The sequence below is a fragment of the Planctomicrobium aquicomposti genome (genome assembly GCF_051466325.1).
Taxonomy (GTDB): Bacteria; Planctomycetota; Planctomycetia; order Planctomycetales; family Planctomycetaceae; genus Planctomicrobium.
The window spans coordinates 884,070-899,948 of sequence record NZ_CP195792.1; the positions used below are offsets into that span (position 1 = coordinate 884,070).

The window sequence follows — 15,879 nt, forward strand, 5'->3', positions numbered from 1 at the left end:
CTGATAAGACTCATGCTGAACCACCGGAACATGAAATCCCAAGGCACTGCACAGGTTCGTTTGTCGCTGTTGACCGCCGGATTGCTCGCACTGGCGGGACGATCGGCGTCGGCTGCCGAAGAAAAGCCGGCCGAACCCGCGCAGCCGAAAATCACCTTTGCGGAGCACGTTCAGCCGATCTTCCGGGCCCGTTGTGGTTCCTGTCACAACGCCAATGACCGGAAAGGGGGGCTGGCGGTTGACAACTTCCCGGGGCTGATGGAAGGGGGATCTTCCGGAGCGGTCATCGAGCCGGGCGATCTCGATGCCAGTTACCTCTGGTCCCTGATCACTCATCAGGACAGCCCCAAGATGCCGCCGAATTCGGAGAAGCTCCCGGAAAAAGAACTGGCTGTCGTCGAGAAGTGGATTCTCGGCGGCGCGCTGGAAAACTCGGGGAGTGTCGCTGCCGTCAAAAAGCAGCCGACGGTCACCAAAATCGAAGTGAGTAACACGCGCCCCGAACAGGTCGCGTTCCCGGCTCACTACCTCGGTGATCCGGTGGAGCACCCGAGCGGTCGCGATTCGGTAACGGCACTGGCCTGCAGCCCGTGGGCTCCGCTCACTGCCGTTTCGGGGTACCGTCAGGTCGCGCTCTACAACAACGAAACGCAGGAACTGTTAGGGGTCCTCCCGTTTCCGGAGGGGCAGCCTCACGTCATCAAGTTCAGCCGGAATGGGGATCTGCTGCTCGTCGGCGGGGGCCGTGGCGGAGAGAGTGGGCGGGTCGTCGTCTTCAACGTGAAGAACGGTGAACGAACGATCGAAGTCGGCGACGAGTACGATGCCGTGCTGGGGGCCGATATCAGTTCCGATCATGGACTGATTGCGCTCGGGGGACCGAAACGGATTCTGCGGGTCTACAATACCGCCACCGGGCAGCTTCACTTCGAAACAAACAAACATACCGACTGGGTCACCGCGGTTGAGTTCAGTCCGGATGGCGTGTTGCTGGCGAGTGCAGATCGCAGTCAGGGGCTGTTCGTGTGGGAAACGGAATCGGGTGAACAGTTCCAGAATTTCACCGGCCATAAGGGGCCGATCACCGATCTCAGCTGGCGGCCGGACAACAACGTGCTCGCATCCGCCAGTGAAGATGGCACGATCAAGCTCTGGGATCTGCAGACCGACAAGTTGCTGAAATCCTGGGATGCTCACCCCGGTGGTGTCAGTTCCATCGAGTACACGCCAACCGGCGAGATTCTGTCCACCGGCCGCAATGGGTTGACGCGACTCTGGTCCGGCGATGGAAAGCAGCTCCGCGAGTTTCCGAAGTTGCCAACACTGGCGATGGAGCTGGCCTGCAACGCGGAAACGAAACAGGTGTTGGTCGGCGATTGGCAGGGGAAGGTGACCATCTGGGAACTCGAGACGGCAAAGCCTGTCGGTGAACTGGGGACCAATCCCCGTTCCCTCGCAGAACAGCTGGCCGACGTTGATCGTCAGATCGAGCAGCTTCGCAAGGCTGCCACCGCAGAGAAGCCCGCGGATGAAGCCCAGCTTCAGAAACTGGAAGAGCGGAAGGTGCGGTTGCTGGCTGCCCAGGCCCAACTGAAAAGTACCGCTGCAGCCGCTCCGTAGAGCTGGTGGTTCGTCCCACACCCCGCAACATTCCGGTCGATCGGCGGGGGGACTCTGCGTCGCGAAGTCGGGGGCAATCGAATATTCAAAATGCTCTGGAGCGAATTTGCTTTTGAAGGACCCGGTCTCTTCAGGCGGAAATGAGCATTTCATCCTGCGAAACGCCTGCTGCGCGAGCCCAGGAAAGAGCAACCTGCTCTATCGTCTCGACAGCGCAGGTCCAGGAGCGTCACGGCTGGCGAGCCATTGGTAGAGCACGAAGAGACCGACCAGGACGAGGGGCCAGGTAAACCAGGGCCAGAAGCTCACCCATCTCGGGGCCGGGCCGGCTGCCTCGACAGAGAACGTACCCCGGATCTCGGGACGTTTGTTTCTCAACACCTTGACGGTGAAGACCCAGTGGCCGGGATGAGGCAGGTCGAACTCGGCCGCCCGCAGCATTTTGTTGGTCGCGGCATCGAAGGTCGCGGGATGAGTCAGCGAGGCAGTGGAATCTTCTTGCGGGGTGGCGGTGACCTCGACTTTGGCGTCCTCAACGACTTTCTCCGCAGAGGTGTCGAGAACCAGGACACTGATATCCACCGGTCCCTGCCGGACAGGGATCGGCGAGACGTAGACTGTCAGATAGACATCGTCGATCCGCTGGCTGAAGTAGATTTCACCATTGTCGGCGTGGCAATGCGACGCCGTGAGGATGCCGAAGAGCAGAGCCCCCCAAAACATCTGTCGCTTCGTCATTCCGGATTGCATGACCACTCCCCGTCGAGGACTCTCCGCTGCTCAGGACAAGTCGCGGCGGCGGCTCACCGACGGTCAATGTTCCTCTCAAAATGTTTCCAACTGGCAGCATTGGCCCTGCTGCCTCTTTTACGAAGCGCTGTCCGATACCGGTCACATGCCGTCAGTGCCCAGCGGTTTCCGGAGGCAGAGTGGTACGCATCCTCCCCGTGAGCGAAACGCCTTGCGCCTGTGGAATACCAAACCTGCTCAAGAGCATTTCGCCTTTTGCATGCCCGTCCCTGCCATGTGGACGTCAGCGTTTCATCTGACAAAATGTTTTGCTGCGCGGCCACTGGAAAGGGCAACCTGCTCTAGACCGGAGATTTGTCCGGGCTCTTCACGGGCTGGCCGATCGAGTTGAAACATTTGACCGCGAGATGCGCCGGGCTCACATTGATTCCGGTTTGCACTCGCAGCAGAACGTCGTAGCGTTCCTCGAGATGGGTGATCTCGCGTCGCTTCTTGTTGATGAGGTAATCGGCCACTCGCTGGTGGACTTCCACCCGGACTTCCGAGACTTCTTCAGATGAAGCAGCGAGCATTGCCGAACGCATGACTTCAATCGCCATGCTCTCGGCGGTTTTGACCTGGCTGGTGCCGTTGCAGCAGGGGCAGTCCTCATAAATGCTGCGGCGCAGAGAAGGCCGGATGCGCTGGCGGGTCATCTCGATCAGCCCGAACATGCTGATTCGCAGCACCTTGGTCCGGGCGCGGTCGCGGGCGATGCAGTTCCGCAGTTTTCGTTCGACTCCGCGGCGATGCTTTTCCTCCCGCATATCGATGAAGTCGTTGACGATCACGCCCCCCAGATCCCGCAGTCGAATCTGACGGGCAATTTCCTCAGCCGCTTCCAGGTTGACCTGATAGGCCGCCCGTTCGGCGTCATTATCGCTGCGTGAGTTGCCGCTGTTGACGTCGATCGCAACGAGAGCTTCGGTCTGGTCGATCACCAGAGAGCCTCCACCCGGGAGGGGAACGCGGCGGCTCTGGATCCGGTCGATCTCTTCTTCAATGTGGTACTTGTTGAACAGCGGTGTTTTGCCGTCGTAATACTTCACCCGGTCGATGTGCTTGGGGAGCACGACCTTCATGAACTCACGGGCCCGTTCGTAAGCCTCGGGCTCATCGATCCAGATGGACTCGATATCGGTGTGGTAAATGTCCCGGATGGTCCGGGTAATCATGTCGCTCTCTTCGTAGATGTCGATCGGCGAAGGAAGTTTTTCCAGCCGGGCAACAATCGTTTTCCACAGCCGGATCAGGTAATTCATGTCCCGCTGCAGATCCTGCTCGCTCCGGTCGACACCGGCGGTGCGGATGATGAAGCCCAGACCTGCCGGCGGCGCCAGCGCCTTGAGAATCCGTCGCAGGTTGCGGCGGGCATCTTCATCTTCGATCTTGCGGCTGACGCCGACCCGGTTCAGCCCGGGCATCAGCACGAGATAGCGTCCGGGAATGCTGATATAGGTCGACAGGGTCGGACCTTTATTGCCGATCCCTTCCTTGATGACCTGTACGAGCACTTCACTTCCGCGCTGGAAGATGTCCTGAATCGGCGGCTTGTTGCGGGAACTCCGCTCGTTCAACTTGGAATTGCGGCCCCGTTCGACTTCGGCGCGTTCGCGTTCGTCCAGCAGATGCTTGTAATACTGGTACTCGACATCACTGACGTGCAGGAAGCCGTTACGTCCGACACCGAAATCCACAAACACCGCCTGGATGCTGGGCTCGATGTTGACGACGCGGCCTTTGTAGACATTGCCGACATAACCTTCGACGCTGGTGCGCTCGACATACAGCTCTTCGAGCACGCCATCTTCAATGATGGCGATCCGGCTTTCCTCGGGTTGGAGGACGTTGATCAGCATTTCCTTCTTCATTGAACCCTCTTCGTCTGGAGGGACGAACGGGGCGTATGGCGCGGTCGGCGATTCTTGCGTCGCTGGGGCTTGCAGTCTCGCATCCGGTAGCGCTTTGAGAGCAGAAAACGCTGCCGGGGATTGTGGTCCGCTGCATTCGCCCAGCCAGGCTGCCGTGTGGCTGCGAGCTGTCACGGGACAGTCGAGCCTTGTCAGCCAAATCGGTCAGCGGGCGGGTCAGCGGAGGGGAGACTGTCTCTGCCATGGCAGAGAGTGATCCTGCCGTGCATGACACAGAAAGGTGCCGAGTCCATCGGGCGTTGGACGGTAACAATCGAGCTTGCGATTCAGATTGGAAAATCGAACAACCTGCAGCCAAGTTCTCATCGACCGGCCCAGCGGGGCCGGACTGAACGTCCGAAAAGCCAACCGGTGTCAACCCCCAAACAGGATTGCAGGCCGGGATGGAAAGGGTGCCGCGATACACTCTGTACGTAACCCTGAATTGTTTGTTTCAAGCATTGAAAACGGTGGTGTTTTGGCTGAGTCTCGAATTCCGGAATAGGCCGGAAAGGAGATCAGGAATGGGCATAACGTAGCGGATTCCCGCTTTTGGCGCAAGCCAGCCAAGGTTGTATTCCCTTGCGAAACCGGAGTTTCCTGCAATTCATCATCCTGTGACAAAGATTCGGGTCAGGCGGAACGCATCAGCCGGCAGTTGTGCGTGTCGGCGTAACCTGTTGTCTGATAACCTGTTTGATCATGGATGCGGCCCGGTTATCCCGCAGTAGCCGTACAGGTCCGGTGACCGGCGAGAACCGGAAAACTGGTCTGACGCCATTGTTGCGACTATTCCCGGCGACCAATCGGTCTCTCCTCTCCATTGCTCCCCGCTGGGATTGCCCGGGGGTCGGCTTGAGTTTCCCCGCCCCCCAGACCGAAATCAGGAACGCGACGGACAATTGCAGGCTCACCTGATTGAGTCCGCTCCTGCCGCAGCATAAACTTGCAGGCATCCCTGATGCCTGCATCGTCAACGGGTCACAGGAATTCAGTCAGTTGCCGGCATCAGCTGCTTACAGGTCTGCGCCGCATTTCAACTCTCAAGCCCAGTGATGACACCCTTTCTCCCTGTTTGTCGATCCGGACTTGATCTTCTGGCTGCTTGACTTTTTTTACATTCATTCTGCAACCGATCTCTGCGAGACCTCTGAGGATTCTTCCCGATGGGACACATTCTGGTAACCGGGGCCACCGGACTGCTCGGCCGGTATCTCATGCGTGATCTGATTTTGCGAGGGCAGAAGCTGGCTGTGCTCGTCCGTCCCAGTCGCCGCAGTGATCCGCAGACACGTATCGAAGCCGCCATGCGGGTCTGGGAATCCCAGCTGCAGCAGGAATTACCTCGGCCTGTCGTGCTGACTGGCGACATCAACAGCCCTGATCTCGGACTGGATGGTCGTCAGATTCAGTGGGCTGCGGAAAATTGCGACACTGTGCTGCACAACGCTGCCAGCCTGTCGTTTGTCAGCACCGGCCGCGACAGTGAGCCCTGGGTCTCTAACGTCAACGGCATGAAGACGGTGCTGGAGTTCTGCCAGCAGGCGGGCATCGACAACTTTCATCACGTGTCCACCGCGTACGTCGCCGGCAAGCGTCACGGTCTGGTATACGAGAACGAGCTCAACGTCGGGCAGGAGTTTGCCAATCCCTACGAAGAGAGCAAGGTTGAGGCGGAAGAGCTGGTCCGCAATGCCAAGTTTCTGAAGTCGCTGACGGTCTTTCGTCCGGCAATCATCGTTGGTGACAGTAACAGCGGACTGACATTTACGTTCCATAATTTTTATGTCTCGCTGCAGCTGGCTTACACCCTGGCATTGAGCATGGGGCAGGAAGACTTCACCGGGAAAATTGTCTCGGACAAGTTTCAGATCAACGTCGACGGGTATGAGCGCAAGAACCTCGTGCCGGTCGATTGGGTGTCTGAGGTGATGTCGACGATTGTTTCTGATCCGTCGCTGCACGGAAAAACCTATCATCTGACTCCGCGGGTCCCGGTGACTGCCCGGTTGATCCGCGATGTGCTGGAAGAAGTGGTCGGCCTGTACGGTCTCCGCTTCTGCGGTGCAGGGGGAACGATGGGTTCCAACAGCGAAATCGAAGAATTGTTCGTGAAGCATATGGAGGTCTATCTCTCCTACTGGAAAGATGACCCGGAATTCGATGCGACCAATACGCTGGCAGCGGTTCCGCATCTCCCTTGCCCTCATGTGGACCGGCAGATGCTCATTCGTCTGGCGAAGGCGGCGATCGACCGCAACTTCAACTGGCGGGACCCTAAGGTGGAGCGGCCTGCCAAAGAGCTGGTCGGCACGCTCTGAGAGAATCGGTTGGCGAGTCGCTCTCTGCGGTACTGGCGAGTCGTTGCGCCCCGTGAAAGGTCCCGGGTTGCGCCGCGTGTGTCGCGGCGCAGGTTCTCAGGTCCCGTCGTCGATCGCGCTGCGCCCTGTTACGACCTTCTCTGTGTAGAGGGTGCCCGTGTGGATGCTGGGTGTGCGGAGGGGGCTCGCTGGCGCGACGGCGCTTGCGGGGTGAAGGGCAGGGTGGTCGGGAACCACGGCTTCGCTTTCGTTCTCCCTCCCCGTTGCTCCGGAAAGCAAAGTGCGGACACGCAGTTCTTGCTTGCGTCAAGCTTTGGGGAAGAGCCGGAGCACGACTCGAAGCAAGAGGGCCGGGTTCATTGACCCGGCGAAGGGCGATGCTCTTTGAAGAAGTTCTTTGCGGGAACTCTTTACAGAAGCTCTTTCCTGTGGCGAAGGAAAGAAAAGTGCGGCTGAGAGGAGTCGAACCTCCACGTCCTTATCGGACACAAGAACCTGAATCTTGCGCGTCTGCCAATTCCGCCACAGCCGCGGCGATGCGGAAGTTTAACGGAAAGCGGGCTGCGGTCAACAGTCCGCTTTCCGTGTTCTCTGTAATCCCCTTTCGGGGGGCCAGTTGGGCTGTCTGTAAGCTTCGTTTCGAAATTCCCGACTGCATTCGATTTGCAGTCCGCCTGCTTTCCGACGAGACTGTCTTTCCACCTTCCGGAGTGAATCAGCATTCTTTTCAGGGACGAGCATGATCCGCAAAATTACAGGCAAACTCAGCGGACTGGAGTTGCAGTCTGCGGCAATCGAAGTCGGCAATCTCGAATATGAAGTGCTGATTCCCGAATTTGTCCGGCGGCAGCTGCAGAGCTGTCTGGATCAGACGGTCTCCCTGGTGACGATCCAGTACATCGACGGGAATCCGCAAAAAGGGAGGCTGGTTCCGCGACTGGTCGGTTTTCTTCATCCCGTGGAGCGTGAATTCTTCGAGATGATCTGTCAGGTGGACGGCGTGGGCGTGAAGAAGGCGCTGCAGGCGATGGTCCGGCCCGTGCAGGATGTCGCCACTGCGATCGAAGAACAGGACATCAAGACCCTTAGTACGCTCCCCGGAATCGGTCCTGCGGTTGCCGAGCGGATCGTCGCCAAGCTCCGCCGGAAGATGGCCCGTTTCGCCCTGCTCGTGAAAGCGGGCCGCACGGGAGACGACAAGGCCGGGAACGATGTCCTCAGTGAAGGATTCGAAGCGCTGCTGGCGTTGGGGCATTCCGCCCCCGATGCCCGCGAGCAGATCGAGAAGGCGGCGGCCTCCAAGACGAAATTCAAGACTGTCGAAGACCTGTTGCAGCAGATTTACTCCCAGCTCCGCCCGACCTGAAATGGGGACCAATCTCAGAGTGGTAGTGAACGAACGCTGGGCGGGGCCATGAACTGAAGTTGATGTTCAGATTCAGCCGGATGCACGAATGACGCACGAGTCCTCTTCTACTTCAACTTCCTGTTCCCCTTCCCAGTCGGGCAAATGGGTGGTGGCGGGAATGTTGGCCTTCGGGGTCTCGATGGTGGGCGGGCTCTATCTGTACTCTTATTTCTATTCGCTGCCGTTCCGGACATTGCGACATCAGGTGGCGGTCCGCTATCCCCATTCGGAGCCAAACATCGTCGGCGGACGCTACAAAAGCCACGAAGCGGGACATCCGGCAACGCTCCGGATGATCGTGCAGATTGCGCCTGCCGAGTTCAATCCGGAGGCCGATCTCGATCAGTGCCAAACCCGGGCACTGGAGTTGGCCAGGCTCGTGTTTGCACAACAGGACGTCAGCCCGTATGAGGTCCTGGAGGTTCATCTCGTCCAGCGAACGGGAGAAGAGCAGGAGCGACGCTGGTCGGCGATTCACAGCTTGGAAGAGTGGCGCGCCGCGCTCGGCCAACCGCCGGCTGAAGTTCCGCAGAATTGACCTCCGGCAGAGGCTTCGCGGACACGCCGCCACAATGTTTCGAAAGTGGGGAGCGCCGTCTCACGCGGGATGCAGTTGCAGCACCTCTTCCGCCCGGCTGCTGAGCTCCCGGTAACGTTCAGCGTTGGCGGGGTTCATCAGGTCTGCCCCGTGCAGTGGCAGCATCTCCTTCAGTCGGTTTTTTCCCTCCGGTGAATTGAGCAGCTGCGGGAAGCACTTCTTGACCACTTCCAGCACAATGTGCACCGACACCGATGCCCCTGGCGATGCTCCCAGCAAGGCGGATAACGTCCGGTCGGCGTCTGTGATCACTTCGGTTCCGTAGTGGACGATCCCGGCCTGGCCGTCGGTTTTCTTGATGGCCTGCACACGAATTCCGGCGTCGACCAGCTTCCAGTCTGCGAGCTGCGCGCCGGGATAGAAAATGTGCAACACGTCAAGCCGGTCCTGCATGCTTTGTGTCCCCTGCTGCACCAGGTAGCGAACGAGAGGAATGTTGTGGATGCCGATCTTGACGAGCGTGGCGATATTGTCCGGCTTGAAGGAACGGAACAGGTCGAGCCGACTCCCTTTCCCGTGCAGGAACTTGGTGGTCCAGGCAGCGAACGGTCCGAAGAGGAGCGTTTTGCGGCCATCGAGGAACCGCGTGTCGAGGTGCGGCACTGCCATCGTGGGGGCGGCGTCCAGCGCCTGACCATAAACTTTGGCGTGATGTCGGGCAATGACTTCCGGGTTGTCGCAGACGAGCCACTGTCCCCCGATCGGAAAGCAGCCGAGTCCTTTCGCCTCGGGAATGCCGGCTTTCTGCAGCAACGGCAGGCTCCCGCCCCCAGCGCCGAGGAAAACGAAGCGGGCGCGGTTTTTGCGAACCTCGCCCGTCCGCTGGTCACGAGTCGACACCTGCCAGCCGGCTGGAGTTTTTTGCAGGTCAATCACGCGCTGACCGGTGGCGATTCCGCAGCCCGGCTGTTGCGACAGCCATTGCAACAGTTTGCGGGCGAGGGCGCCAAAGTTAATATCGGTCCCCCCGTCCATCCGCGTGGCGGCGATCGGGACATCCTTGTGGCGGTGTTCCACGAGCAGGGGGGCCCACTTTTCGATGGTGGAGCGGTCGGTGGAATATTCCATCTCTTTGAAGAAGTGATGAGCCGACATCCCTTCGTAGCGGGCCCTGAGAAAGGCGACCTGCTTTTCGCCGTGGACAAAGCTGAGGTGCGGCAGCGGGTTGATGAACTCCCGCGGGCTGTCGACCATGCCCGAGGCGACCGCGTATGCCCAGAACTGTTTGGAGTATTCAAACTGCTCGAAGATCTCGACCGCTTTTTCCACCGGAACCGAGCCGTCCGGCCGCTGTGTCGGTGTATAGCTGAGCTCGCAAATGCCTGCGTGACCGGTCCCGGCGTTATTCCAGCCGTGTGAGCTCTCCTGTGCCAGCTGCTCGGTCACCTCGTAGACCTGAATTTTCAATCGCGAATCCAGGCATTTCAGCAGGGCGCCGAGGTTCGCCGACATGATGCCGCTCCCGACGAGAATCACATCGGGGTCCTGAATCGGAGTCAAAGTGCTCATCGGCTCAAAGTCTTTTTGGCAACACGGATCAAAGCAGGCTGCACTGTTTTATCGGATCGACTCGCGGGAACAAGGACTGGGCCTGTTTTTGAGCACCCGGGTCTCCCGTCGATTGGCAATTCCGCTTTTCGCCCGCCAACATGTGATACCGCCGTCACGCCAGACGGCTCTGGATTCCCACGCAACGACGGTCATTGCAAGGTGATCCGCAACAGCCCAGTGTTTCCCGGCGGAAGACAATCCAACAATCCAAGGAGCAATTATGGCGGACGGCCCATCGAAGCGGACGAAGTCTCCTCCGAAGCGGAAATCTGGAACGGCGGCTGTCCCTCCGCTGGCGTCGACCGCCCCCTCTCCATCACAACGGATCGATCAGCGGATTCAGGAGCTCAACGACTGGCGAGGCGAAACGCTCGCGGAAGTGCGGCAACTGATTCTAAAAGCCGATCCCGAGATGACAGAAGAATGGAAATGGAAGGGCATTCCGGTCTGGTCGCACGCCGGCAACGTCTGCACGGGAGAAACGTACAAGCAGGTGGTAAAACTGACTTTTGTGCGTGGAGCCTCCCTCCCCGATCCGCACCAGCTGTTCAATTCCAGTCTGGAGGGGAACACCCGCAGGGCGATTGATCTTCGCGAAGGGGAGCGGATCGGCAAGAAGGCGTTTCAGGAATTGATCCGGGCAGCGGTCGCGGAGAATCTGAAGCACAAATCGGCCCGCGGCCGTCAGGCATCAAGTCCGGCAAAGAGCAAGTCGCGGGCCCGTCCGGCATTCACACAGAATGCAGAGGGGGTGGTGTTGCTGTCGGGGGGAAATCCGCAGATCGCCAAAGGAGACGGCGAAGCCCCGGTGCGGGAGTACATCGCGGCTCTCTCGGGCTGGAAGCAGGACTTGGCGCAACGGCTTGACCATCTCATCACGCAGGCGATCCCGGGCGTTCAGAAAGGGGTTCGCTGGAATTCGCCCTTCTACGGAGTCGAGGGGCAGGGCTGGTGCACGGCGTTCCACGTGTTCACGAAATACCTGAAAGTGACGTTCTTCTACGGAATGTCGCTCCATCCGCTCCCGCCGGGACCGAGCAAAGACAAAAACGCCCGCTATCTGGACATCCGGGAATCCGATGTGCTCGATGAGGCACAGTTTCTGGACTGGGTCAGGCAGGCAGCAGCCATTCCCGGCTGGAAGCCGTAAGATCCCGTCGCGGGGAAGCAGGCAAAATACGTCTCGTGGGGGCGTATTGACGTTCCCGTCCTCTCGTCACCGTCTGAGGTGATGACCCTTTTCCATCGTCTGGGAGCGGAGGATCGGTGCGCTGTTGCCGGAATCTCCCATGAACTACGATGGCATGAGTTCCGTCCCTTGGAAATATTTGTTGAGACATTGACCGATGTTGTGGGAAATCGAGATTCATCCAGTCGCGGGGGAAGTCGATCGCGAAGGAGCACGCATTCAGGCGGAAGCGAAATCGCGGGGCTGGACCACGATTCATCACATCAAGGCTGCCCGATCATTTCTCGTTGAGGGGGATTTGCAACCGGCCGACCTTCCCAAAGTCTCCCGGTTTCTGGCCGACCCGATCACGGAACAGACACTGGTGCGGGGACTTCCTGCCACGGAAGCGGTGGCCGCCGGGGAATCGCTGCTGAATGTGCTGTTCAAGCCGGGGGTCACGGACAATGTCGGTCTCACCGCAGCCAATGCCCTGCGGGGCCTGGGACTGGCGGTCAGCGGAGTTGCCACCTGCCGCAAATACTGGATCAATGCCGATGCCGATGGCACCGAGGCGTCGCGCCTGGCCACCCGAGTGCTGGCCAACGATTCCATCGAACGTGTCATCAGCGGTCCGCTTCCTCTTCAGAGTCTGGCAATCGGCTCGGACTACCAGTTCCAGCTGCAGACGGTCTCCATCCGCGAGATGGATGATGCCGCGCTGATGAAGCTGAGTAAAACAGGGCAGCTCTATCTGAGCCTCGCCGAGATGCAGACCATTCAGAAACACTTCCGCGAGCTGGGACGCGAACCGACCGACATCGAGCTGGAAACGGTCGCCCAGACCTGGAGCGAACACTGTTCGCACAAAACACTGGGGGGGCGCATCGCCTATCGCGATGAAAATGGGGAACGGCGCTTCCAGAACATGCTCAAGGAGACAGTCTTCGCCGCGACGCAGTCGATCCGCAAGCAGCTGGGGGCGGAGGACTGGTGCGTTAGCGTATTCAAGGACAATGCGGGGGTCGTGCGGTTCGATGAGAAGCAGGATGTCTGCATCAAGGTCGAGACGCACAATCATCCTTCCGCGCTGGAGCCGTACGGGGGAGCGAACACCGGACTGGGGGGAGTGATTCGCGACCCGCTGGGAACCGGCCTGGGTGCCCGTCCGGTCTGCAACACCGATGTCTTCTGTTTCGCACCTCCGACCACTCCCTATGAAGATGTTCCGACCGGAGCACTGCATCCCAAAACCGTGATGAGCGGGGTCGTCGCCGGTGTCCGCGATTACGGCAACCGGATGGGAATTCCGACCGTCAATGGAGCTGTGTTCTTCGACTCCCGCTATCTGGGGAACCCGCTGGTCTACTGCGGCAACGTGGCGATGATTCCGCGGGGAATGAGCGACAAGGCGGTTCACCCGGGCGACTACATTGTCTCGGTGGGGGGCCGGACTGGACGCGACGGAATTCACGGTGCGACGTTCTCTTCGGCGGAGCTGACGCACGAGAGCGAAGAACTCTCGGGAGGAGCGGTGCAGATCGGCAATGCGATCACCGAAAAGATGGTGGTCGACGTGATTCTCGCTGCCCGCGATCGAAGACTGTTCCGGGCGATCACCGACTGCGGAGCCGGAGGCTTCAGCAGTGCGGTCGGTGAAATGGGAGAAGAAACCGGAGCCGAAGTCTGGCTCGAAAAAGCTCCGCTCAAGTACAGCGGTCTCTCGTACACGGAAATCTGGATCAGCGAAGCGCAGGAGCGAATGGTTCTGGCGGTTCCGCCCGAAACGTGGGACGAATTCCACGCCCTGTGTGCTTCCGAAGGGGTCGAAGCCAGCATTCTCGGGAAGTTCACCGACACGCAACGGCTGGTGCTCACCTATCAGGGGGAACTGGTCGGCGATCTGCCGATGTCCTTCCTGCACGAAGGTCGTCCGCCGGTCGTTCGCGAAGCGGTCTATCACCCGGTCCCTCGCCAGCCCTTTCAGGCACCGACGGGGAAGATCAACGCAGCCGACATCCTGAAGCGGATTCTCTCCTCGCTGAATGTCTGCTCCAAAGAATCGATCATCCGGCAATACGATCATGAAGTGCAGGCGGGGAGTGTGATCAAGCCGCTCGTCGGTCACAAAAACGATGGCCCCTCCGATGCCGCGGTCGTTCGCCCTGATCTCTCCTCCTCGCGGGGACTGGTCATCAGCTGCGGGATGAATCCGCTGCTGGGGGATCTCGATCCTTACTGGATGGCAGCCAGTGCGATTGACGAGGCCCTGCGGAACTGCGTCTCCGTGGGAGCCGACCCGCGGCGGATCGCCATTCTCGATAACTTCTGCTGGGGGAATACCGAACGTCCGGAGACTCTCGGTTCGCTCGTGCGGGCTGCACTCGGCTGTCACGACACAGCAATTGCGTTCGGCACTCCGTTCGTCAGCGGCAAGGATTCTCTCAACAACGAGTTCAGCTACCAGCAGGACGGGAAAGGGGTCACGATCGCGATTCCGTCTTCACTGCTGATCACCTCGCTGGGACAGGTCGACGAGATCGAAAAGTGCGTGACCATGGACCTCAAGGAGCCGGGGAACGTCCTGCTGTTGATTGGCGAAACCCGCGAAGAAATGGGTGGGAGCCACTTCAATCTCGTGACCGGGCACGACAGCGGCGAGGTTCCGAAGGTCAATCTGCAGCAGGCCCCCAAAGTCTTTGCCGCACTCCATGCAGCCATTCAGAACGGTTTCGTTCGCAGCTGCCATGACCTGAGTGAAGGGGGACTGGCGGTCGCCCTCGCCGAGATGGCGTTTGCCGGAGGCTGGGGAGTCAAAGCGACGCTGTCGGCCCTGACTGATGTCGAGAGCATCACCGACCCGGTGGCGTTGTTCGCGGAGAGTAATACACGCTTCCTCGTGGAAGTCTCCGAAGTGGACATTCCCGCCATCCAGGCACTGTTCGTACAGGGAGGACTGCGGGAACCGATCCGGGTCGGTCAGGTGACCGATGGCGACAGGCTGCAGATTCAGAACAAGGCGGGAGAGACACTGGTCGATGAGTCTCTGGCCGATCTGAAGCAGGCGTGGCAGTCGCCGCTCAGCAGTTTTTAAAATTCCCATTGGAATTCGACCTCGCTGAAGACACTGCCTTAGGCTCAGCGGTGGCAGTTGCCACTTTGAGCATTCCCGTTGGAGTTCTTCAGAGCCCAACGCGTCAGCGAGGGTTCTCCGTGAATCCATTCCAGCCGTCCTGTTCCAACCCAGAGCAGGACGGCTTTTCATCGCCCCGGCGTCGACCTGCGGTCGGTCCGGTGCTTTGTGCGAATGGAGTCCGGGCAAGAAAGAGCATTCTGTTCTGGAGCGATCCGCTCCAGCTCGTGGTCGCGGTTCTGCAATTTTAAATTCTCAACTACGCCCCGAGAGTCAAACGACTACAATCTGCCGGACGTGAGGGCCAACGTCGCGCGGACAGGGGCGTTGTCGCGGGACGGTTCCACAGATCTTGACTGAGACTGGCAGTGTTCGTGTCATCGGTAGCCGAATCAGATCTCGTGCGGGGGTGGCAGTTTTCCCTCTCCCAGGCGGTGCGCGATCCGGCCCAGCTGCTGGAGCGATTGCAGCTCCCCTCGAATCTGCTGGCAGAGCTGCAGCAGGCGCAGACCGATTTTCCCCTGCTGGTTCCCGAAAGCTATCTGCAGCGGATTCAACCCGGGAATGCGGCCGATCCCTTACTGCTGCAGGTGCTCCCGCTGGGCGCCGAGGTGAACGCTGTTCCCGATTTCGTGCTCGACCCGGTGGGTGATGGGGCTGCCCGTCGGGCTCCGGGAATGCTGCATAAATACCAAGGGCGGGCACTGCTGATTGCTCACCATTCCTGCGCTGTCCATTGCCGTTACTGCTTCCGGCGGCATTACCCCTATGACGAAGAGCCGAAGTCACTGGCTGCGTGGGAACCCGCACTGACGGAGATCGCAGCCGACAGTTCCCTGCACGAGATTCTGTTAAGCGGAGGGGACCCGCTGCTGCTGTCGGACCGGCGGCTGTTTGCTCTGATCGATCAACTCGAAGACATCCCCCATTTGCGGCGGCTGCGGATTCACTCCCGACTGCCAATCGTGCTGCCGGACCGGGTGACACGCGACTTCATTCAGCGGCTGAAATCACTTCGTCTCCGCAGCTATCTGGTGGTCCACGCCAATCACGCCCAGGAGCTGACCGGGGACTGTGCGACCGCACTGGAAGAACTAGTCGCGGCGGGAATTCCGGTGATGAATCAGGCGGTGCTGCTGAAGGGAGTCAATGATTCGGTCGAGGCTCTGGAAGAGCTGTGCGAGCGCTGTGTCGATCTGGGAGTCTTGCCGTATTACCTGCATCAGCTCGACCGAGTGCAGGGGGCGGCCCATTTTGAAGTCCCGGTCTCCCGGGGACTGGAACTGATCGCAGCGCTGCGGGTTCGCCTGCCGGGATACGCTGTTCCTCGTTACGTGGTGGAAGAGAAGTCCGCCCCCTCCAAAACTCCACTGGTGTGATC

General features: G+C 59.7%; 10 protein-coding genes and 1 tRNA gene. 7 read left to right on the plus strand and 4 right to left on the minus strand.

Annotated features, from left to right (window positions below; all coding sequences use genetic code 11):
• Positions 1 to 30: 30 nt before the first annotated feature.
• A complete protein-coding gene (locus SH664x_RS03385) occupies positions 31 to 1,620 on the plus strand; it encodes a c-type cytochrome domain-containing protein (RefSeq protein ID WP_437205057.1) in 1,590 nt (529 codons plus the stop codon).
• 198 nt (positions 1,621 to 1,818) lie between these two features.
• Here SH664x_RS03385 and SH664x_RS03390 read toward each other — a convergent pair whose 3' ends face one another.
• A complete protein-coding gene (locus SH664x_RS03390; protein WP_437205058.1) occupies positions 1,819 to 2,358 on the minus strand; it encodes a hypothetical protein in 540 nt (179 codons plus the stop codon).
• Positions 2,359 to 2,711: 353 nt separating this feature from the next.
• Positions 2,712 to 4,280, minus strand: coding sequence for an Rne/Rng family ribonuclease (locus SH664x_RS03395; protein WP_437205059.1), 1,569 nt, complete (start codon positions 4,278 to 4,280; stop codon positions 2,712 to 2,714).
• Between the two features lie 1,205 nt (positions 4,281 to 5,485).
• On the opposite strand from SH664x_RS03395, the gene SH664x_RS03400 reads away from it, so the two are divergent.
• Positions 5,486 to 6,640: an SDR family oxidoreductase gene (locus SH664x_RS03400; protein ID WP_437205060.1), complete on the plus strand. Its 1,155-nt coding sequence runs from the start codon at positions 5,486 to 5,488 to the stop codon at positions 6,638 to 6,640.
• A gap of 447 nt (positions 6,641 to 7,087) precedes the next feature.
• Here the strand turns inward: SH664x_RS03400 and SH664x_RS03405 are convergent.
• Positions 7,088 to 7,172, minus strand: a tRNA-Leu gene (locus SH664x_RS03405).
• A gap of 207 nt (positions 7,173 to 7,379) precedes the next feature.
• Between SH664x_RS03405 and ruvA the strand changes: the two genes are divergently transcribed.
• Both ruvA and SH664x_RS03415 read left to right on the plus strand, forming a co-directional pair.
• Positions 7,380 to 8,006 (plus strand): Holliday junction branch migration protein RuvA, encoded by a 627-nt coding sequence (gene ruvA / locus SH664x_RS03410; RefSeq protein WP_437205062.1) that lies wholly within the window; start codon positions 7,380 to 7,382, stop codon positions 8,004 to 8,006.
• Positions 8,007 to 8,094: 88 nt separating this feature from the next.
• Positions 8,095 to 8,586 carry a hypothetical protein gene (locus SH664x_RS03415; RefSeq protein WP_437205064.1) on the plus strand — a complete coding sequence of 164 codons (492 nt, stop codon included), beginning with the start codon at positions 8,095 to 8,097 and terminating at the stop codon, positions 8,584 to 8,586.
• Positions 8,587 to 8,646: 60 nt separating this feature from the next.
• Here SH664x_RS03415 and mqo read toward each other — a convergent pair whose 3' ends face one another.
• On the minus strand, positions 8,647 to 10,155 hold the full coding sequence (mqo, locus tag SH664x_RS03420) for a malate dehydrogenase (quinone) (protein ID WP_437205066.1): 1,509 nt from the start codon (positions 10,153 to 10,155) through the stop codon (positions 8,647 to 8,649).
• 262 nt (positions 10,156 to 10,417) lie between these two features.
• On the opposite strand from mqo, the gene SH664x_RS03425 reads away from it, so the two are divergent.
• The 3 genes from SH664x_RS03425 to epmB all read left to right on the plus strand — a co-directional run bounded on the left by SH664x_RS03425 (position 10,418) and on the right by epmB (position 15,877).
• Positions 10,418 to 11,347 carry a DUF1801 domain-containing protein gene (locus tag SH664x_RS03425; protein WP_437205068.1) on the plus strand — a complete coding sequence of 310 codons (930 nt, stop codon included), beginning with the start codon at positions 10,418 to 10,420 and terminating at the stop codon, positions 11,345 to 11,347.
• 196 nt (positions 11,348 to 11,543) lie between these two features.
• Positions 11,544 to 14,459, plus strand: a complete 2,916-nt coding sequence (gene purL / locus SH664x_RS03430; RefSeq protein ID WP_437205069.1) for a phosphoribosylformylglycinamidine synthase subunit PurL — start codon at positions 11,544 to 11,546, stop codon at positions 14,457 to 14,459.
• Positions 14,460 to 14,872: 413 nt separating this feature from the next.
• Positions 14,873 to 15,877, plus strand: coding sequence for an EF-P beta-lysylation protein EpmB (gene epmB, locus SH664x_RS03435; RefSeq protein ID WP_437205070.1), 1,005 nt, complete (start codon positions 14,873 to 14,875; stop codon positions 15,875 to 15,877).
• Positions 15,878 to 15,879 lie beyond the last annotated feature (2 nt).